This is a genomic window from Sphingomonas sp. J344, assembly GCF_024700005.1.
GTDB lineage: Bacteria > Pseudomonadota > Alphaproteobacteria > Sphingomonadales > Sphingomonadaceae > Sphingomonas.
Genome location: NZ_JAJONB010000002.1, coordinates 503,899 through 524,401 on the forward strand (window position 1 = coordinate 503,899; position 20,503 = coordinate 524,401).

15 protein-coding genes and 3 pseudogenes are annotated in these 20,503 nt (G+C 67.0%); 14 read left to right on the forward strand and 4 right to left on the reverse strand.

What is annotated here, in order from left to right; genetic code table 11:
• Nucleotides 1-2 precede the first annotated feature (2 nt).
• The 11 genes and pseudogenes from dctP to LRS12_RS18630 all read left to right on the forward strand — a co-directional run bounded on the left by dctP (nucleotide 3) and on the right by LRS12_RS18630 (nucleotide 11,487).
• Nucleotides 3-1,043, forward strand: coding sequence for a TRAP transporter substrate-binding protein DctP (gene dctP, locus LRS12_RS18585; RefSeq protein WP_257845960.1), 1,041 nt, complete (start codon nucleotides 3-5; stop codon nucleotides 1,041-1,043).
• Complete coding sequence (locus tag LRS12_RS18590) at nucleotides 1,040-2,233, forward strand: CaiB/BaiF CoA-transferase family protein (RefSeq protein ID WP_257845961.1); 1,194 nt, start codon at nucleotides 1,040-1,042, stop codon at nucleotides 2,231-2,233. The genes dctP and LRS12_RS18590 overlap by 4 nt, the downstream gene beginning before the upstream one ends.
• The gene (locus LRS12_RS18595) at nucleotides 2,230-3,192 is read left to right on the forward strand and encodes a CoA transferase (protein ID WP_257845962.1); all 963 of its coding nucleotides are present in this window, start codon (nucleotides 2,230-2,232) and stop codon (nucleotides 3,190-3,192) included. The genes LRS12_RS18590 and LRS12_RS18595 overlap by 4 nt, the downstream gene beginning before the upstream one ends.
• Nucleotides 3,193-3,219: 27 nt before the next feature.
• Nucleotides 3,220-4,359, forward strand: a complete 1,140-nt coding sequence (locus LRS12_RS18600) for a CaiB/BaiF CoA-transferase family protein (RefSeq protein WP_257846193.1) — start codon at nucleotides 3,220-3,222, stop codon at nucleotides 4,357-4,359.
• Nucleotides 4,356-4,562 carry a CoA transferase gene (locus LRS12_RS20490; protein ID WP_374581584.1) on the forward strand — a complete coding sequence of 69 codons (207 nt, stop codon included), beginning with the start codon at nucleotides 4,356-4,358 and terminating at the stop codon, nucleotides 4,560-4,562. The genes LRS12_RS18600 and LRS12_RS20490 overlap by 4 nt, the downstream gene beginning before the upstream one ends.
• Nucleotides 4,468-5,529, forward strand: coding sequence for a CaiB/BaiF CoA transferase family protein (locus LRS12_RS18605; protein WP_374581586.1), 1,062 nt, complete (start codon nucleotides 4,468-4,470; stop codon nucleotides 5,527-5,529). Before LRS12_RS20490 ends, LRS12_RS18605 begins: the two co-directional genes overlap by 95 nt.
• 75 nt (nucleotides 5,530-5,604) lie before the next feature.
• Nucleotides 5,605-7,911, forward strand: coding sequence for a 2-hydroxyacyl-CoA dehydratase family protein (locus LRS12_RS18610; protein ID WP_257845964.1), 2,307 nt, complete (start codon nucleotides 5,605-5,607; stop codon nucleotides 7,909-7,911).
• Nucleotides 7,912-7,971: 60 nt separating this feature from the next.
• Nucleotides 7,972-8,955 carry an aldo/keto reductase gene (locus LRS12_RS18615; protein WP_257845965.1) on the forward strand — a complete coding sequence of 328 codons (984 nt, stop codon included), beginning with the start codon at nucleotides 7,972-7,974 and terminating at the stop codon, nucleotides 8,953-8,955.
• 73 nt (nucleotides 8,956-9,028) lie between these two features.
• Nucleotides 9,029-10,018: an AraD1 family protein gene (gene araD1, locus LRS12_RS18620; RefSeq protein ID WP_257845966.1), complete on the forward strand. Its 990-nt coding sequence runs from the start codon at nucleotides 9,029-9,031 to the stop codon at nucleotides 10,016-10,018.
• Nucleotides 10,015-10,937 (forward strand): annotated as a pseudogene (locus LRS12_RS18625) (Gfo/Idh/MocA family protein). Before araD1 ends, LRS12_RS18625 begins: the two are co-directional and overlap by 4 nt.
• 184 nt (nucleotides 10,938-11,121) lie before the next feature.
• Complete coding sequence (locus LRS12_RS18630) at nucleotides 11,122-11,487, forward strand: hypothetical protein (protein WP_257845967.1); 366 nt, start codon at nucleotides 11,122-11,124, stop codon at nucleotides 11,485-11,487.
• Here the strand turns inward: LRS12_RS18630 and LRS12_RS18635 are convergent.
• The 4 genes and pseudogenes from LRS12_RS18635 to LRS12_RS18650 all read right to left on the reverse strand — a co-directional run bounded on the left by LRS12_RS18635 (nucleotide 11,471) and on the right by LRS12_RS18650 (nucleotide 17,159).
• A protein-coding gene (locus LRS12_RS18635; protein ID WP_374579991.1) for an IS5 family transposase occupies nucleotides 11,471-12,248 on the reverse strand; the annotation gives its coding sequence in 2 pieces (ribosomal slippage) (nucleotides 11,471-11,888 and nucleotides 11,887-12,248; 780 coding nt in all). The genes LRS12_RS18630 and LRS12_RS18635 overlap by 17 nt on opposite strands.
• 343 nt (nucleotides 12,249-12,591) lie before the next feature.
• A complete protein-coding gene (locus LRS12_RS18640) occupies nucleotides 12,592-14,208 on the reverse strand; it encodes an alpha-N-arabinofuranosidase (RefSeq protein WP_257845968.1) in 1,617 nt (538 codons plus the stop codon).
• A gap of 25 nt (nucleotides 14,209-14,233) precedes the next feature.
• A pseudogene (locus tag LRS12_RS18645) lies at nucleotides 14,234-16,025 on the reverse strand (IlvD/Edd family dehydratase).
• A gap of 9 nt (nucleotides 16,026-16,034) precedes the next feature.
• Nucleotides 16,035-17,159 carry an aldose epimerase family protein gene (locus LRS12_RS18650; protein ID WP_257845969.1) on the reverse strand — a complete coding sequence of 375 codons (1,125 nt, stop codon included), beginning with the start codon at nucleotides 17,157-17,159 and terminating at the stop codon, nucleotides 16,035-16,037.
• A gap of 102 nt (nucleotides 17,160-17,261) precedes the next feature.
• Here LRS12_RS18650 and LRS12_RS18655 point away from each other — a divergent pair, with 102 nt between their 5' ends.
• From LRS12_RS18655 to LRS12_RS18665, 3 genes and pseudogenes are all read left to right on the forward strand, one after another.
• Nucleotides 17,262-18,584: a sugar MFS transporter gene (locus LRS12_RS18655; protein WP_257845970.1), complete on the forward strand. Its 1,323-nt coding sequence runs from the start codon at nucleotides 17,262-17,264 to the stop codon at nucleotides 18,582-18,584.
• Nucleotides 18,581-19,558, forward strand: coding sequence for a glycoside hydrolase family 43 protein (locus LRS12_RS18660; protein ID WP_257845971.1), 978 nt, complete (start codon nucleotides 18,581-18,583; stop codon nucleotides 19,556-19,558). The genes LRS12_RS18655 and LRS12_RS18660 overlap by 4 nt, the downstream gene beginning before the upstream one ends.
• A gap of 23 nt (nucleotides 19,559-19,581) precedes the next feature.
• Nucleotides 19,582-20,497: pseudogene (locus LRS12_RS18665) on the forward strand (alpha/beta hydrolase).
• Nucleotides 20,498-20,503 lie beyond the last annotated feature (6 nt).

The following is a 20,503-nucleotide window of genomic DNA, read 5'->3' on the forward strand; positions in this document are numbered from 1 at the left end:
CGATGCGTTTGTTACCGATCCTCGCCGCGCTCGCGCTCGCCGGGTGCAACGTCGCGCCCGCGCCGACGGCGCAGCATGTGCTGACCTATGCCAGCCCCTATACCCCCACCCACCCGTTCGGGCTGGCCGATCAGGAATGGATGAAGTGGGTCGAGGCCAAGAGCGGCGGACGCATCGCGTTCAAGCCCTATTGGTCCGGCGCGCTGATCTCGTCCGACATGAGCATGGAGGAGGTGCGTCACGGCGTCGCCGACATCGGCCTGATTACGCCCATCTATGCCAAGGGCGGCGCGCACCTGCTCCGCGGACAGGCGGCCTATTATGGCGGGGTGCGAACGATCACCGATCAGGTTGCGATCTATGATTGCCTCGCCAAGCGCTTCCCCACCTTCGAGAACGAGTTGCACGGGCTGCATGTACTCGCGGTGCAGGGCGGCAATTTCCCGGGCGTCCTGACCAAGGATCGCCCGATCCGCAGCCTCGCCGACTTTCGCGGTCTGCGCCTGCGCGCGCAGAGCGACGCGGTCGACATCCTCAAGCAACTCGGCGCGGACCCGGTCAACATGCCGATGGGCGAGGTCTATTCGGCACTCGCCAAGGGCGTGATCGACGGCGTCGTCGCCCCCGCCGACACGATCCGCAGCCTGCACTTCGCGGAAGTCGCGAAACATTTCACCACGATCCGCTTCAGTCGCGGCGCCTATCCCGCGCGCGCGATGTCGGACAAGACCTGGCGACAGCTGCCCCCCGACCTTCAGGCGGTCCTGATCGAGGGGCGCAAGGTGTGGGAAGCGGCGCTCAACCGCCAATTGCTCAAGGCCGAGCAGGCGGGGATCGATTATGGGAAAAAGGAAGGGATCACCTTCTCCACCATCCCCGCGCAGGAACAGCAAGCATTCGATGCGCTCTACAACAAGGATGCACGCATTCAGGCCGAGCGGCTAGGCAAGATCGGGATCGACGCAGTGCCGATCTATGAGGAAGCACAGCGGCTGATCGCGAGCGGCGATATCCGGTGCGATGCGAAGGTGGCAGCGCGATGAGCAAGCTCCCCCTTGAAGGCGTCAAGGTCGCCGATTTCTCCTGGGTCGGCGCGGGGCCACGCGCGACCAAGGATCTGGCGGACTTGGGCGCGACGGTCATCAAGATCGAATCGCGCAAGCGGCTCGACCTGGGTCGTCTCTCGCCCCCGTTCGCCGGTGGCGGACGCGATCCCGACGCCTCGACCTTCTTCGCGATCACCAACACCAGCAAGCTGGGGGTGACGATCAATCTCAACGACCCGAAGGGGATCGAGGTCGCGAAGAAGCTGGTCGCCTGGGCCGATATCGTGGTCGAGAATTTCAGCCATGGCTATATGGACCGGATTGGCCTGAGCTTCGATACGCTCCAGTCGATCAAGCCCGACATCATCCAGATCAGCGTCAGCGTGGCGGGGCGCAAGGGACCGCTCGGCACGATGCGCGGATACGGCAATTCGGCGGGCGCATTGTCGGGCATGGCGGCGCTGTCCGGCTGGCCCGATCGCGATCCGCACATGGCACCGTTCGCCTATGGCGATGTCGTCGCGCCGATGTTCGCGACCGTCGCGACGCTCGCCGCGCTCGAACATCGCCGCCAGACCGGCGAGGGCCAGCTGATCGATATCAGCCAGACCGAACCATTGATCCACGTCATGGCCGACCGGTTTCTGGCCGAGCAGACCGGCGCGGGCGGCAAGCCCGGCAATCGCTCGCCCCACCGCGCACCACAGGGTGCCTATCCCGCGCGCGGGGTGGATCAATGGATCGCGATTGCGGTGCGCGATGATGGCGAATGGGCGGCCCTGGCACAGGTCGCAGGGATCGCCGATGCGCGCTTCGACACGCTGGCCGGGCGCAAGGCACATGAGGACGAACTCGACGCGGCGCTTTCGGCGTGGACGCGCGGGCAGGACAAGCGCGTTCTGGCCGACCGGCTCGCCGCGCTCGGCATCCCAGCCGAGCCGGTCAACGACGGCCGCGACGTGTTCACCGATCCGGAACTGATCGAGCGCGGCCATTACCGCCCGGTCACGCACAGCAAGCTGGGCTGCACCGAACTGCCCGCCCCGCCGTTGCGCTTCTCCGACAGCGACATCCGCGTCGACGCGCCGCCCAATCTGGGCGAGCACAACCATGAAATTTTCGTCGGTCTGCTCGGTATGAGCGAAGCCGAAGTCCGCGAACTTACCGAAGCGGGAGCGCTCGCATGATGCTCGCGCATCTCACCATCGTCGATCTGACCGAAGGTCTGGGCGAACTCGCAGGCCGGATGCTCGCCGAACTGGGTGCGCAGGTCGTGCGCGCCGAACCCGGCGACGCGGCGTGGAACCCCGGCAAGCAGACCGGCGATACCGAAGCGCTGCTCGCCACCGCCGATATCCTGTTCCGTAATCCCGGCCGCGACCACGATGCGCTAGCCGCCGCCAACCCGAAGCTGATCGACGTAGTCGTCGCGCCGTTCCTGCCCGGCGGGCCCAATGACGGGCGGCCCGAAACCGATCTGACGCTCATGGCGCGCTCCGGCCTCATGACGATCATCGGCGATCCCGACCGCGCGCCGCTGACGCTGCCCGGCGAACAGGCCTATGCGCTCGCCGGCATTCAGGCGGTGATCGGCGCGCTCACCGCGCTCCATGCCCGTGCTACGACCGGCAAAGGTCAGCTGGTCGAGGTCTCCGCCTATCAGTCCGCCGTGCTCGCCAATTATCGCGAGCCGCTGACCTGGCAATGGACCGGGCGGGTCGGCAACCGCACCGGCAATCTGCTGATCCGCGGCAAGTCCGGCGTGCGGCAGGTCTGGCCGTGCGCCGATGGCTTTGTCACCTGGGCGCTGGTCGACAACCAGCCGATGATGCGCGGCATGGTCAAGGCGATGGGCGACGCCGCCGGGCCACTCGCCGAAGTCGATTGGGACGCGATCCTCGTCGCCGATGTCCCGCGCGAAACGCTGATCGAGTGGGAGGCGGTGGTCGAAGCCTCCTTCCTGCGCCACACCCGCGCCGAGCTTGGCGCAATGTCGCAGGCGAACGGGCTTGGCCTGTCGTGGATCGACACGCCCGCCGATGCGCTCGCCAGCGACCATCTCGCCGCGCGGGGGCTGTGGCGCGATGTCGATGGCGTGAAGCTGCCCGGCAAGCTGTGGGTGTCGTCGCTGGAGGACGGGCAATGACCGCGTTGCAGGGCCTCAAGGTCGTCGATTTCTCTAAATTCCTCCCCCGGCCCCTATTGCACCTGGCTGCTCGCGGACCTCGGCGCGGAGGTGATCCGCGTCGAGAATCCGCGCGAGCTGGCCAAGCAGCGCAAGGTGTTTGGCTGGGACAAGCTGTCCGACGCGGAAAATGCCCGGCTCCGCGCCCACGACATCCTCGCACGCGGCAAAAAGAGCGTACTGATCGACCCCGGCAGCGACGACGGGCGCGAAGCGATCCTCAAGCTGATCGATCAGGCCGACATATTGGTCGAGGATTACCGCCCCGGCGTGATGGCCAGCATGGGTTATGGCTGGCCCGAGATGGCGGCGCGTAACCCCCGCCTCATCTATTGCTCCGTCACCTTGTGCGGCCAGACCGGACCCTATGCGCGCAAGCCCGGCCATGATCCGGTCGCGCTGGCGATTGCGGGCGCTTTGTCGCGGATGGGCGAAGATCCGGACCGCCCCGCCTTCCCCGGTGTTCCGGTCGCCGACCTGCTGAGCGGATCGAATGCCGTGATCGGCATCCTCGCCGCCGTCATCGCGCGCGCGACGACGGGCCGGGGGCAGCAGGTGGACATCGCCATGTCCGACGCCTCGCTCGCGTTGATCGCCAACATCCTGTCGCGCAACCCGGACCTCGCCAAGGCACCGCCCAAGGGGATGCACCGCGCCGACAGCGGAATCTGGCGCTGCGCCGATGGCGAATGGCTGGTCACCACCGACATGGAGCCGCGTTACTGGCGGATCTTCGTCGAGACGATCGGCCTGCCCGACCTCGCCGACAAGCAGATGGACCGTCCCAACTGGCCCGCGATGAAGGACCGCATCGCGCAGGTGATGGCGACCAGGCCGCGCGATGAATGGCTCGCCATCCTCGACGCGGCGGGCACCCAGTTCGCCCCGATCCTGACCGTCGCGGAGGCGATGGAGAATGAGCACAATCACGCGCGCGGCATGATCTTCGATCTGCCCGCGCCCGGCGGCGGCACGGTGCGCCACACCGGCTGCCCGATCCGGCTTTCCGATACCCCCGCCACGCCCGCCGCCGTTGCCCGCCCTGCGGGTGCCGATACGGCGGAGGTGCTGGCGACCCTAGGCTACACCGCGGCGCAGGCCGCTGCACTTGAAGGACGACTCCCGTGACCGAAGCCACCCGCGAACGCCCGCTTGAAGGGCTGCGCGTCATCGACCTGACCCGCGCGCTTGCCGGACCCTATGCGACATTGCTGCTCGCCGGGCTGGGGGGCGGAGGTGATCAAGGTCGAGGACCCCAAGGGTGGCGATCTGGCGCGCGAGAACAGCCCCTATGTCGGCCGCGACGGCATCACCGTCGAGCGCAAGCATGACGACGATGTCTCGATCAGCCACCTGACCCGCGCGCGCGGCAAGCTCGGCGTGTCATTGAACCTCAAGTCGCCCGAGGCGAAAGAGGTGTTCCTCGACCTCGTCCGCACCGCCGATATCGTGGTCGAGAATTTCACCGCCGGCACCGCCGACCGGCTCGGCGTCGGCTATGAAGCGGCAAAGGCCGCGAACCCGCGCATCATCTATTGCTCGCTCTCCGGCTTCGGCGCGACTGCGCCCGAAGGCGGCAAGGCGATGGACATCATCATCCAGGCATTGTCGGGCGCGATGTATGCCAGCGGTGGGCCGGGCGAACCGCCAGTGCGCATCGGCATCCCGATCGCCGACATGCTCGCCCCGGTCTTTTCGGTGATCGGCATCCTCTCGGCGCTGGAGCAGCGCCACCGCACCGGTGTCGGCCAGCATATCGATGTGTCTATGCTCGGCGCGCTGACCAGCTTTGTCGCAATCGAGAACTGGTCGGCGATGGCGGCGGCGGGGATGCAGGCGCGCACCGGCCTGACCGTGCAGCGCCTCTCGCCGTTCGGCGTCTTCGAATGCGCCGACGGCTATGTTGCGGTGGTGGCGGTGCATGAGAAGCTGGCGCAGGGCCTGTTCCGCGCGATGGGGCAGCCCGAGCTGTCGGACGATCCACGCTTCGCCAATCGCGACAGCCGTGTCGCCAATGCGGTGGTGCTGGAGGAGACGATCAATGGCTGGTCGCGCGAGCTTGCGGTCGATGCCGTGGTCGCCGCGCTGGAGGCGCAGGGGGTCCCCGTCGCGCCCGTCCGCCATCCCGAGGACGCGCTGATCGACCCCCGCGTCGTCTCCCCGCCACGAAGCTGTGCCGGTCGCGCATCCGAGCTATGGGTCGCAGGTCGATCTGCGCACCGCCGGCATCCCGATCGTCTTTTCGGGTGCCGACACCGGGTTCGACGATGTCACCCCGATCCAGGTCGGCGAACATAACGACCGCGTGCTGGCGGCGACTCTGGGCTATGACGCCGAGCGGATCGCGCAACTGCGCGACCGGGGCGTGATCTGATGAGCGATGCAGCGGCGCTGCTGATCGCGGCGTGCGACGATCCGGGTGCGGTGGCGGCGCGGCTGGTGGGCGAAGGACAGCCAGTGATCCGCGTGCTCGGGCAGGATGCGCCCTATGCGCTGCTGCGCGCCGCCGGACGCGCGCCAGTGCGCCTCGTCCCGCGCCCCGGCCCGACGCCCGATGCCGATGAACTGGCAGGCGACGGCACGCTGTCGCAGCGCGGCCGGTCGCTGCTGCAACAGATTGTAGCCGACACCAGCGGCACGCCCCTGCTGTTCACCCATGCCGATACCGAGCTGCCGCAACTGTTCGCGACGGTCCGCGACCTGATCCATGAGGGCGATATCCCGGCGCGTCCGATCCATATGCTCGACCTTGGCCATCAGCCGCGCGAGTCCAGCCGGGCGTACAACGCCGCGCGGATCGCGCAATTGGTCGCTTGGCTGGGCGGGGTGGAGGTTGACCGACTTGCCGCATGCGCCAGCGAAGAGCGCGCGCGTCCCGCCGCGATGGCGCACCTGGCCGGCGTACTGCGCATCGCAGCGATCGGCGCAGCGCATGCATTGCCCCCGACAGAATGGCTGGGGCTGGTTCGCCAGACCGCAGCCGACCCCGCCGGAGAACCGGTGTTCGTCCTCGGCTCCCCGCAGTTCTCGACCGCACGTGCCCGCGATCTCGCAGCGCGCGGGCTCGATGCGCGCGCCAACGATCAGGACTGGGGCGACCCGCTGGTCGCCGCGTGGGCCGACAGCCCCGCGACGCTCGACGCGCTCGCCGATCCGGGCCGGCTGACGCCACGCAAGCTGATCCCCGCCGCAGACCGCGCCGCCGCGGTCATCGCGCGGATGACCGCACTCGGCATCGCGCGCGCGGTGTTCGTCGAGTCCGTCGGCGACGAGGCGGCGGCATGGGACGCGGGCTATTTCGTGCGCACTCTCGACGCCGCCGGCTTCGCGGTCGAGCGGATCGGCGCGCCACCGCTCCCGGCACCGGCATCCGACACACCCCGTCCCACCCCGCGCGCGCAGGACGGTCGCCGCAGCCGCAAGTCGCTGGCCTCGATCGCCAGCTTCGGCGTCTATCAGCGCGACTGGTTCAAGTCCGTGCGCGCCGAAGTCGCGGCGGGTGCGCCGCTGGCGCTGGTCAACGCCAATTCGCCACAGGAAATCCTGCGCGCGATGGGCGTCCCCTTCGTCGTCAACCAATGGTGGGCGTCGATCGCCGCCGCCAAACAGCAATCGCCGCGCTACTTCCAGCTGCTGCGCGACCATGGCTATCCCAGCGACGCCGAGGCATATAGCGCGCAGGGCATCGCCGCGATGTTCGACACCGATGCCGAGCAGGCACCCTGGGGCGGCCTCCCCCGCCCGGCCTTCGTTCAGGCCCCGATCGGCACCGACGCCACGCCGCGCATCTTCGATCACTGGGCACGCGAAACCGGCGCGGACCCGTTCCTGTTCGAACGCAGCATCGAAAGCCGCATCGATTTTCCGATCGACTGGTGGGACCGGCTGCACGACGATTGGGACAGCGCGATCGAGCCCGAACGACTCGACCTGATGACCGCCGAACTCCACGCCGTAATCGCGCGGATCGAGGCCGTGACCGACCGCCGCTTCGACCCCGACCGCTTCGCGCACATCATGGATCTGGTGAACGAGCAGGAGGATTGTTACCGCCGCACCCGCGACCTGATTGCGGGCGCACACCCCGCCCCGGTATCGATCAGCGACACCATGCCCGCGACGATGGTCCCGCAATGGCATCGCGGGACCGAATGGGCACGCGACGCGGCGCGGGACTTCTATCACGAGGTCAAGGCACGCCACGATGCGGGCGAGGCGGCCTGCCCGAACGAGAAGCTCCGCCTGATGTGGGTCGGGCGCGGCATGTGGAGCGACATGGGCTTCACCCAGCGCTGGGAGGAGAGCCATGCCGCGGTGTTCGTCTGGTCGATGTACCTATCACTCGCCGCCGACGGTTACATCCGCCGCACCGCCCCCGGGCAGGATCCGATGCGTGCGCTCGCCGCGCGATTTGTAACGATGGGCGACGAGCTGCGCATGCCGACCTGGGCGGGCGCCTGGCACGTCCGCGAGGCGAAGAGCCATGCGGTGGACGGCGCGGTAGCGCTCAGCGACGCGGACCCGTTCGTACTGCGGGCACTGCGCCGTGCCGGAGTGCCGGTGCTGAGCCTCGACCTCGACAATTACAACCGCGAGGCGAGCGACGGCGACGCGGTCGATCGCCAGATCGCCGCATTTCTGGAGGGACCGGTCACCGCCTACGCCGCACGGCGCGACTGAGGCTTGCCAGCGGGCAGCGGGCGGGTCAGTGAGCGGCGGCAGTCAGTATCGGAGTGTCCCATGAAGCGCCGCCTTGCATCCTCCACCGTCAACCCGGTCGGCCTCGGCTGCATGTCGCTCAGCCATGCCTATGGCACCCCGCCCGCGCGGGAGGATGCGATCCGGCTGCTCAATCAGGCGCTCGACCTTGGCTACGACCATCTCGACACCGCCGCGCTCTACGGCTTTGGCGCGAACGAGACGCTGATCGGCGAAGCTATCGCGCACCGCCGCGACGAATATTTCCTCGCCTCGAAATGCGGGATGACCGGCGTGGACGGGAAGCGGGTGATCGACGGCCGGCCCGAGACGCTTCGCGCCACCATCGACCAGTCGCTGACCCGGCTGCGCACCGACCGGGTCGACCTCTATTATCTCCACCGCTGGGACAAATCGGTGCCGATCGAGGAGTCGGTCGGCGAACTCGCGCGGCTGGTCGAAGCGGGCAAGATCGGCGCGATCGGCCTCAGCGAAGTGTCCGCCGCGACCCTGCGCCGCGCGCATGCGATTCATCCGATCGCGGCGGTGCAGAACGAATATTCGCTCTGGTCGCGCAACGTCGAACTCGGCGTGCTGGAGGCGTGCGCGGAACTGGGCACCACCTTGGTCGCCTTCTCCCCGGTCGCGCGCGGCTTCCTCGCCGGCGCGCTCACCTCGCCCGATGCGCTGGAAGAACGTGACATCCGGCGCATGATGCCGCGCTTCAGCCCTGAGAATTTCGCGCGCAACCTGGCCCTGCTCGCGGCGTTGCGCGGCATTGCCGAGCAGCGTGGCGTGACCCCCGCCCAGCTCTGCCTGCAATGGGTGTTCGCGCAGGGCGCGCATGTCGCCGCCATTCCCGGTACCACCTCGCCCGACCACCTCGTCGAAAACGCCGCAACGCCGGTCGTGCCGCTGCCTGCCGATGTGCTGGCCGAACTCGACCGCATCTTCGCGCCCGACGCGATTGCGGGTCCGCGCTATCCGGCGGCGACCCAGGCGGAGATCGACACCGAGGAATTTTGACCCAGCCCGGCCAGCGATCTTTCCTTCCTTATTTTGTAGGACTAATAACCGGCGAAATTGGGGAGGATATTCGATGTTCACGCTGCTCCAGCACCGCGCGTCTGACGGCACCCGGCGGGTGATTGCGTCGCAGGACGGCGCAGCGCGGTTCGTGCGGGGTTACGCGGATACGCGCGGCCTTGCGGAGGCGGCGATCGCGCGCGGCATCGGTCTGGCGGCCCTCGTCGAGCAAGCGGGCTATGACGGGGAGATCGACATTGCCCAAGCGGCTGCGGCGGGCGAACTGCTCGCGCCGATCGACCATGCCGATCCCGCACATGTCGTCGTGACCGGCACCGGCCTCACCCATCTCGGCTCGGCCGAGGGGCGCGACAAGATGCACCGCGCCGCCGCTGCGGGTGAGCAGCTGACCGATTCCATGCGCATGTTCCTTGAGGGGCTGGAGGGCGGCAAGCCCGCCCCGGGCGCGGTCGGGCAACAGCCGGAATGGTTCTACAAGGGCGATGGCGCGCATCTGGTCGGCACCGGCGCGCCGCTGGCCATGCCTGCCTTCGCGCAGGATGGCGGCGAGGAGCCGGAGCTGGCCGGCATCTACCTGATCGGCCCCGATGGGACGCCGCACCGCATCGGTTTCTGCCTCGCCAATGAATTCAGTGACCATGTGACCGAGCGGCACAATTATCTGTGGCTCGCCCATTCGAAGCTGCGCCCGGCGGCGCTCGGCCCCGAACTGCTGGTCGGCGACCTGCCCGCCGATGTGCGCGGGGCAAGCCGGATCGTGCGCGATGGCGCGGTGCTGTGGGAAAAGCCGTTCCTGTCGGGCGAGGCCAATATGTCGCACAGCATCGACAATCTGGAGCATCACCACTTCAAATATGCCGCGTTCCGGCGTCCCGGCGATGTCCATGTCCATTTCTTCGGCACCGCGACCTTGTCGTTCAGCGATGGCGTGCAGACGCAGCCGGGCGACGTGTTCGAGATCGAGGCTGCACCGTTCACCCTCCCGCTGCGCAACCCGCTGGTCCGCGCCGAGCCTGAGGCAGTGACGGTGCAGGCGCTGTGACGATCCGCATCGCGCTGATCGGGCTGGGCAAGATCGCGCATGACCAGCATTTGCCCGCCATCGCTGCTGATCCGAACTTCACGCTGGTTGCGACCGCCAGCGCGGATGGCGCGGTGCTGGGCGGTGTCCCCGGCTTCGACAGCCTCGAGGCATTGCTGGCGAGCGGGATCGCGGTGGATGCGGTCGCGGTGTGCACTCCGCCGCAAGTGCGCCACCGCGTCGCCGCCACGGCATTGCGCCACGGGCTGCATGTCCTGCTCGAAAAGCCCCCGCCGCCAGCCTGACCGAAGCCGCGGCGCTCGCGGCGCTGGCGGACGACGCCAAGGTCACGGTGTTCGCCACCTGGCACTCGCGCTGCGCCGCCGGGGTGGCGGAGGCGCGCGCATGGCTGGCGGAGCGCAAAATCACGCGCGGCACGATCACCTGGCGTGAGGATGTGCGCGTGTGGCACCCCGGCCAGCAATGGATCTGGCAGCCCGGCGGGCTCGGCGTGTTCGATCCGGGGATCAACGCACTGTCGATCGTGACGGAGATCTTGCCCGGCACGCTGCTGCTGCGCGACGCCGAGCTGGAGGTGCCGAGCAACCGCCACGCCCCCATCGCCGCGCGGCTGACGCTGGAAACCGGCTGCGGTGCGCCGATCGCGGCGGATTTCGACTTCCGCCAGACCGGGCCGCAAAGCTGGGACATCGAGATCGAGACCGACGCCGGCACCCTGCGGCTGGCACGCGGCGGGGCCGAGCTGACCCTGCCCGACGGCACCCGCCCCGGCGAGGATCGCGAATATCCCGCGCTCTACGCGCAGTTCGCGCGGCTGATCGCGACGGGCGCGAGCGACCTCGACACTGCGCCCTTCCGCCTTGTCGCCGACGCGTTTTTGCGCGGGCGGCACCTGCCGACCGATCCGTTCGAGGAGTGAGGCGCGCAAATCCTCCCCCGCCAGGGGGAGGATCAGGTCCCGCTCCCTCAAGATCGCCAGCATCGTGGCACCCGCGGATCAGCTGGTGCTAGCGAGGAGAGCGGCCTTTCGGCGAACGAACCCCTTGCGGACATTTAGAGGGCAATGCACGTTCGCCGAAAGTTGGCGAAGGAACACGTAGGGTATGCTTGCGAAGGACGATGACGAGCATCCCGTGCCGCCCGAGTTGCATGCCACATTTCACAAAATCGCCGATGCCTTCGCGGCCGGAGATTACCTCCTGCGTAGTCACGCCATTGGTGGCGTGAGCGCAGTCGCTCCTTCAACGGCAGAGTCGATTGCCACTAGCATCTCGGCGTATGGCGACTGCTTGGCACCCTTGAACCCGTCTACATGGGATCACGCACTTTATCGCTGGATGGGCGACTATTGCCAGGTGTTGATCGACCTGACGACGCAGAGCGAGGAAGTGAGCGACCTGACGCTTCATGCCAAGCTCTACGACGCAGAACCACCGACACTAGGGTCGGGACTCATAACCACCATGTGACGGCTGCGGCGAGGTAGATGGCGCTGAGGAAGTTGGTGGCGAGCTTGTCGTAGCGGGTGGCGATGCGGCGATAATCCTTGAGGCGGCAGAACATGCGCTCGACGGCGTTGCGGCCCTTGTAGAGCGTCTTGGAGAAGCAGCTTTTCCAGCGGCGGTTCGTCTTGGAGGGGATGTTCGGAACGGCACCCTGCCGCTCGATCAGGTCGCGGATCGCATTGCTGTCGTAAGCCTTGTCCGCGAGCACGATGGTGCGCGGCGCGAGATCATCGAGCAACACATCGGCTGCGCGGCAGTCGGCGACCTGGCCACCGGTCAGCAGGAAGCGGAGCGGCCGACCTTCGCCGTCGGTGAGCGCGTGGAGCTTGCTGTTGCGGCCGCCCCGGCTGATCCCGATCGCCTGGACGAGCGCCCCCTTTTCCACCGCCCGCGGAGCGGTGCGCCTTCATATGCGTGCTGTCGATCAGGACCTCGGCGGGCGGCCCGCCTGCTGCCGCGAGCGTGACGAACAGCTCCTGCCACACACCCTTTGCCGCCCAGCGCACGAACCGGTTGTAGAGCGTCTTCCTCGGCCCGTAGCAGGCCGGCGCGTCGACCCAGCGCCCGCCCGACTTCACCACATGAATGATGCCGCTGATCACCCGCCGATCATCGACCCGCGCCACACCGCGCACCTTGTCCGGCAGCAGCGGACGCAGCCGCTCGAACTGGGCTTCACTCAACCAAAACTCGCTCAAATCCACGCTCCTGCTGGCGCAGCGCATGAATCACATCCCAGCCGCCAAGGGAATCCCGTTTATGGGTCCCGACCCTAGAAATCGAGTCTGTTCATGTGCCCTGACAAACTATCGCACCCGAAAGGCGCCGGTCAGCAATCCACCCAATACCCGCCGTTCGATCTCACACGGGTGAAGTGAATAATTGCCCTTTCCTACAAACCCCGATCCGGCATATCTCAACTGTCCGATGCCGAACCCGGACGCCCTCCTCTACCTTCAACCCGCAACACGCATCCCGCCCAAAGCTGACAGAATCGCGCGCGTTGCCCGTAACTTCGTCAGTTTCAACCGCACCCGCCCCTCCCCTTCGGGAGCGACGGACGCCGCCCTACTCCACGATCTCCAGCATCGTCACCGACTTGGCCGGCAGGCGCACGCTCACCGCGCCGCCCGCGACCCGGCCGGCAATCGGCTGGGGCTTCACCGCTTCGGGGGCGTCGAAGCTGTTGATGCTGTTGACCTTCGCCGCCGTCAGCACGGTGCCTGCGGCGGACTTCGCCTTCACGCCGGGGATCGCCAGTCGCATCTCGGCGGACTTGGCCGGATCGAGATTGACCAGCGACAGCCACAATTTCCCGTCGCTCGCGCGCACCGCGACCGCGTCGACGCGCGGGAGCGTCACTGCGCCCTCCCGATACTCGCCCGCATCGAACGTCACCGGCACCAGCGTTGCGTCCTGGAACGGGCGGTACATCTTGTGGATGTGATAGGTCGGGGTCAGCACCATCTTTGGCCCATCGGTCAGGATCAACGCCTGAAGCACGTTGACCATCTGCGCGATGTTGGCGCCCTGCACGCGATCGGCATGGCGCGCGAAGATGTTGAAGTTGAGCGCGGCGATGATGCCGTCGCGCAGCGAGTTCTGCTGCTGCAGGAAGCCCTCGGGCGATCCGGGCAGCTTGGCCAGCCACACGCCCCATTCGTCGACGATCAGCGGCACCTTCTTGTCGGGATCGTACTTGTCCATGATCGCCGAATGGGTGCGCAGCCGCTTGTCCATCAGCAGCGTGGACTGGATCAGCTCGGCATATTCCTTTTCGGCGAAATTGACCGAGTCATAGGCGGGCGGCCACTTCACCACGGTGTAGCTGTGCAGCGACAGCCCCTCCATGCTCCAGCTCCAGTCGCGACCCTTCCACGCCTTCATCACCCCTTCGGTATAGCTGGTGTCGTCGTCGCTCGGCCCCACCGCGACGCGCAGCATCTGGTCCGGGTTCGGCAGCGGAGCCGACGGGTTGGCCGGGTTCGGAAAGGCCTGTTGCGCCGGGTTGTAGTTGCGCGTGAAGCGCGCGTAGCGCTTCAGCTCATCGGTATAATATTCGGGCCGCATATTGCCGCCACAGCCCCAGTTTTCGTTGCCGATGCCGAGGAACCGGATCTTCCACGGCTCAGTTCGCCCGTTGGCGGCGCGCTCCTGCCCCGCCGTGTTGCGCGTGTCGGCGGTGATGTAGGCGACCCAGTCGGCGGCCTCCTTGTAGCTGCCCGATCCGACATTGATCGACACGAACGCCTCGGCCCCAATCTGTTCGATGAAGTCGAAAAATTCGTGCGTGCCGAATGCATTGTTCTCGATCGCTCCGCCCCAGTTGGAGTTGACGGTGACGCGCCGCTTGGCCGGATCGCCGATCCCGTCGCGCCAGTGATATTCGTCGGCGAAGCACCCGCCCGGCCAGCGCACATTGGGCACGCTGATCTGCTTCAGCGCCGCCACCACGTCGCTGCGAATGCCGCGGACATTGGGGATTTTGGAGTCCGGCCCGACCCACACACCTCCATAGATGCCGGTGCCGAGATGCTCGGCGAACTGGCCGAAGATGTGGCGGTTGATCTTTGGCCCCGGCTTGTCCGTCTGAACGGTGACCGTCACCGGAGCCTCCTGCGCCAGCGCGGGCAGCGCGAACGTCGCGCTGGCGAGGAGCGATCCTGCCAGGATAAAGTGCTTCATCATCCTCTCCATCCGGTTCGTTCGGTCAGTGATTGTCGCGCGGCAGGCCGCGGGTCTGGGCGATTTTCTGGTAGCGTTCGCTGCCCTCCAGGATCGCCCCGCCCTCCATCTGGCCGACCAGTGCGCGCTGGATTTCCTGCCAAGGGGTTTGCGACGGCGGATAGGGATAGCCCCCGGCCGCCTCGAGCGCGTGGCGGCGTTCGGCCAGCTCTGCATCGGGGACGAGCATGTTGGCGGTCCCCACCTTGAGGTCGATGCGCACCCGGTCGCCATCGCGCAGCAGGGCAAGCCCGCCCATTGCCGCTGCCTCGGGCGAGGCATTGAGGATCGACGGGCTGCCGCTCGTCCCCGACTGTCGCCCGTCGCCCAGGCACGGCAGGCTGCGCACGCCATTGGTGATGAGGTAATCGGGCGGCCGCATGTTCACGACCTCTGCCGCGCCGGGATAGCCGATCGGCCCCGCCCCGCGCATGATCAGCAGCGTTTCTGCGGTGATGCCAAGGGCAGGATCGTCGATGCGGTGGTGATAATCCTCCGGCCCGTCGAACACGACCACCGGCCCCTCGAACGCATCGGGATCGTCGGGGTTGGACAAATAGCGGGCGCGGAACTCGTCGGAGATCACGCTGGTCTTCATGATCGCCGAATCGAACAAGTTTCCGCGCAGCACCAGGAAGCCGGCGGCGGTCAGGATCGGGTCCTCGAACGGGCGGATCACCCGCTCATCCTCGATCGTCGCTGCGCCGCAATTCTCGCCGATGGTGCGGCCATTGGCGGTCAGTGCGTCTTCATGGATCAGCCCGTGCCGCATCAGCTGAGCGACCACCGCCGGGACGCCGCCGGCGCGGTAATAGTCTTCGCCGAGATACTCGCCGGCGGGCTGGAGGTTGACCAGCAGCGGCACGTCGCGGCCGACACTCTGCCAATCGTCGATGGGAAGATCGACCCCGATATGGCGCGCAATCGCGGCAAGGTGGATCGGCGCATTTGTCGACCCGCCGATCGCGCTGTTGACCCGGATCGCATTGTGGAACGCCTCCCGCGTCAGCAGCTGGGACGGCTTCAAATCCTCCTCCACCATCTCGACGATGCGCAGGCCGGTGCGATAGGCGACCTCCTGCCGGTCGCGATACGGCGCGGGGATCGCCGCCGATCCGGGCAGCGACATGCCGAGCGCCTCGGCAAGGCTGTTCATCGTCGTCGCCGTTCCCATCGTGTTGCAATAGCCGGTCGAGGGTGCGGAGGAGGCGACGAGGCGGATGAACTCGTCCGCGTCGATCTCCCCCGCAGCCATCATCTCGCGCGCCTTCCACACGATCGTCCCCGATCCGGTGCGCTCGCCCTTGTGCCAGCCATTGAGCATCGGCCCGACCGACAGCGCGATGGCCGGGATGTTCACCGTCGCCGCCGCCATCAGGCACGCCGGCGTCGTCTTGTCGCAGCCGATCGTCAGCACCACGCCGTCGAGCGGATAGCCATAGAGCAGCTCGACCAGCGCCAGATAGGCGAGGTTGCGGTCGAGCCCTGCAAGTGGGCCGTTTTCCCGTCTCCTGGATTGGATGGACCGGAAACTCGATCGCGATCCCGCCCGCCTCGCGGATCCCTTCCCGCACCCGTTCTGCCAGCACCAGATGGTGGCGGTTGCACGGGCTGAGGTCCGACCCGGTCTGCGCGATCCCGATGATCGGCTTGCCCGATCGCAGCTCGTCCAGGCTGAGGCCGAAGTTCAGGTAGCGCTCGAGATAGAGCGCGGTCATGTCGATATTGTCGGGGTTATCGAACCAGGCGCGCGAGCGCAGGGACTTGTCGGTGGTCATCGAAACTGCTCAGCGGGTCGAGAGGCGGTAGATCATGACGTGGCGATACGGCTTGCCCGGATCGACCCGCGCCGAGGCGAAGTTCGGTTTGTTCGGCGCATCGGGGAATTTCTGCGGCTCGAGCGCGATGCCATCGCCCATGCGGTAGATGCGCCCGCTGCGCCCCGCGACCGTGCCGTCGAGGAAATTGCCGCTGTAGAACTGGATCCCCGGCTCTGTGGTCAGCACTTCGAGCACCCGGCCCGACACCGGGTCCTCCAGCCGCGCGGCGAACTGCGGGGTCGCGGTCTGGCCCTTGTCCAGCGCCCAGTTATGGTCATAGCCGCGCCCGGCGACGATCTGCGGATCGCGCCCGTCGCGCAGCCCCAATGCGATCAGCCGGGGCTTGCGGAAATCAAACACCCCGCCCGCGACCGCCTTGCGCTCACCGGTCGGAATCAGCGCCGCGTCAACCGGCGTGTAGGTGCGCGCCGGGATGGTCAGCAACTGGCGCGAGGTCCCTTCCGGCGCGCCGTCGCCAGCCATGTTGAACAGCGCGTGGTTGGTCATGTTGACGATGGTCGGCTTGTCGGTTGCGGCGTCGAACTCGATCGTCAGGTCGCCCTTGTCGTCGAGCGCATAGGTGACCTTGACCTCCAGCGTGCCAGGATAGCCCTGGTCACCGTCGGGGCTGGTCAGCGCCATCACGACGCGCGCGGTCGGCCCGCTCGCCACCGACACGATGCGCCAGTTGCGCTTGTCGAAGCCCTGCGTGCCACCGTGCAGCGAATTGGCCTTGTCGTTCTGCGTCAGTTGATAGGCGCGACCGTCGAGCGTGAAACGTCCGCCCGCGATGCGGTTGGCGTATCGGCCGACCGTGACGCCGAAATAATTGGGCTTCTTTTCGTAATCGGCGGCATCGTCGAAGCCGAGCGTGATCTCCGCCTTCTTGCCCGCGCGGTCCGGGGCGACGAGCGATTGCAGGGTCGCGCCATAGGTGATGATCCGCGCCGACACGCCACGCGCGTTCTTCAGCGTCACCGCCTCGACCACCGTTCCGTCCGCCAGCTTGCCCGCCGTGCTGCGCACCGCATCCGCCGCCATTGCGGGGACCGTCCAGGCGCACAGCACCGCCCCGAAGATCATCGCCCTCATCATCCGCTCCCTGTTCCCGCGTTACCCGGATTGACCGTCGCCGCGCTTGCTTATACTCCGACAAAAAAACGGGCAAGCAATTTGCCGGGCAGGGAGAGAATGATGGCGCTGTCACCAGTCGACGGAGCGGTTCTTCAGGGTGAGACGGGTGGCGCGCGCAGCTACCGCCCGGCGCTCACCCTGCTCGCCAGCCTGTTTTTCATGTGGGGGTTCATCACCGTCATCAACGGCACGCTGCTGCCGCATCTGCGCAGCGTGTTCGACCTCAACTACACCGAAACGACGCTGATCGAGAGCGTGTGGTTTATTGCCTATTTCGTCGCGTCGATCCCATCGGCGATGCTGATCGAGCGGATCGGGTATCAGAAGGCGCTGGTCACCGGACTGCTGATCATGGCCGCCGGATCGCTCGGCATGATGCTGGCGGCGAGCATCCCATCCTACGGCGTCACGCTGACCATGTTGTTCGTCATCGCCAGCGGGATCACGTTGCTGCAGGTCGCGGCGAACCCCTATGTCGCCGTCATCGGTCCGCCGGAAACCTCCTCGTCGCGGCTAAACCTGGTGCAGGCGTTCAACTCGCTCGGCACCGTACTCGCGCCGCTGTTCGGGGCCTATCTGATTCTCGGTCGGTCGGTCGGCGGCACTGCGGAGCACGGCCGCGTCCTGACCCAGGCGGAGCGGCTGGCGGACGCACAGTCGGTGATCCTGCCCTACGGCCTCGTCGCGCTGGTGCTGGTGGTCCTGGCGGTGATTATCGGGCGGTTCCCGCTTCCAGCGATGGGCAAGGCGACGGCGCGAATCAATGACGGCATGGCCAGGACCGGGTCGGCCTGGACGCGCTTCGTGCGGCATCCAATGTGGCGCCATCGCAATCTTGTCTGGGGCGTACCGGCGATCTTCATCTACCTGATCGCGGAGATCGGCGTCGCCAACCTGTTCGTGAACTTCGTCGCACAGCCCGATATCGCCAATCTGACCACCGAGCAGGCGGGTCGCTACCTCACGCTGATGTGGCTCGGGATGATGGTCGGACGGTTCGCGGGCGCGATCGCGATGCGCTGGATCAAGGCTGAGACGCTGCTGGCGGCGTTCAGCGTCGGCGCGTTCATCGTCATGCTGGTCACCGTATTCGTCGACGGACCGGTAGCGATGTGGTCGCTGATCCTGGTCGGCCTGTTCCATTCGATCATGTTCCCGACGATCTTCACGCTGGGGATCAAGGGGTTGGGCCGCTACACCGAGGAAGCCTCGGGGCTGCTGATCATGGCGATCGCCGGCGGCGCGCTGGTCGCGGTGCAGGGCTGGCTGGCCGACGGTTTCGGGCTGCAGATGTCGTTCCTGCTGACCGCCGCGTGTGAGCTCTACGTGCTCTGGTACGCGCTGTGGGGATCCAAGCCTGTTGCCGAGGGAGACGCTGAATGATCCGCGCCGCAGTCATCGCCGCCGCGCTGGCACTGACCCAGACGACGCCGGTACCGGGGTCCAACCCGATCATCCGCGACAAGTTCACGGCCGACCCTGCGCCGCTGGTCGTCGGCGACCGATTGTACCTCTATGTCGGTCATGACGAGGCCAAGCGCGACGAGATGTTCAACATGCGCGAATGGCTGGTTTATTCGACCACCGACATGCGCACCTGGACCGATCACGGCCCGATCATGAACGTCGCCGATTTCAAATGGGCCAAGAAGGACGCCTGGGCGTCGCAGGCGATCGAGAAGAACGGGAAGTTCTGGTTCTATACAGCAGTCGAGCATGACGACACCCATCCGGGCAAGGCGATCGGCGTCGCTGTGTCGGACAAGCCGACCGGTCCGTTCGTCGATGCCAAGGGCAGCGCGCTCGTCACCAACCAGATGACGCCCAAGGGTACGCACAGCTGGGAGGATATCGACCCGACCGTCTTCACTGACGATGATGGCACGACGTGGATCGCCTGGGGCAATCGCCAGGCGTACATCGCCAAGCTCAAGCCCAACATGATCGAGATCGACGGCGAGATCACCGAGATCACGCCGCCACATTTCGAGGAAGGGCCATGGCTGCACAAGCGCGGCAAGCTCTATTACCTCACTTACGCCTCGCTCGACCGCAAGACGCACACCGACGAGCGGGTGTCCTACTCCACCGCGCCGTCGATCACGGGACCGTGGACCTATCGTGGCGAGCTGACCGGGTCGGGCAAGTACAGCTTCACCATCCACCCCGGCATCGCGCAGTTCAAGGGCAACTGGTACCTCTTCCTGCACAACGCCACGCTGGTGATCGGCGATCAGGCGGGAGCGATCGGCCGCCGCGCGGTGACGGTCGAGCATCTGCGCTATGATTCGGACGGCCTCATGCTGCCCGTCGTCCAGACCGATGCGGGCGTGACCGCACCGCCACCCACCCGCTGATCCCACTCTCCAGGAGGATTGCCATGCTGCTCCGCACGACCACCCTAGCTGCCCTGTTCTGCATCGCCGCGCCCGCCGCGCAGGCGCAGAACGACCGCATGACCCCGATCGCCATTCCGGCACAGCCGAGTGCGATCCCGCTCGGCACCGGCCCACTGCCCGGCGGCACCAACCCGGAGAGCTGGCACAGCCAATATGGCAGCGTGTTCGCGCGCAATGTGACCGAAGCGACGCTGACCCCCTTCCTGCCCGATCCCGCCAAGGCAACCGGCACTGCCGTGATCGTGGCGCCGGGCGGCGGCTTCCGCACGCTGTCGATGGAGAATGAGGGCTGGGCCGTGGCCCGCGCGCTCGCCGATCGCGGGGTCGCCGCCTTCGTCCTCAAATACCGCCTCAACCAGACCCCGGCGGACATGGCCGGGTTCGAGGCATCGATGCGCCAGATGTTCTCCGGCGCCGCCCGCCCCGCACGCCCCTCCCCTGACGCGATGCTCGCTGGCCTCGCGCCGCAGATCACCGACGCCCGCGCCGCCTTCGCCCTGGTGCGCAAGCGCGCGGCGGAGTGGAAGGTCGATCCCGCCCGTGTCGGCATGGTCGGTTTCTCCGCCGGTGCGATGCTGACGATGGCGACCACGGTGGCGGGGGGTCGATGCCAAGCCCGCCTTTATCGGCAATGTCTATGGCCCGCTCTCGGCGATGACGATCCCCGCCGATGCGCCGCCGCTATTCGTCGCGCTGGCGGCGGACGATCCGCTGTTCGGCAATATCGACTATGGCCTGATCAACGCCTGGCGCACCGCCAAGCGCCCCGTCGAGTTCCACCTCTACGAACAGGGCGGACATGGTTTCGGCATGTATCCCAAGGAGACGACCAGCACCGGCTGGTTCAACGCCTTTGTCAGCTGGATCACGATGCACGGCTATCTCAAGCGGGGTTGAGCGGGC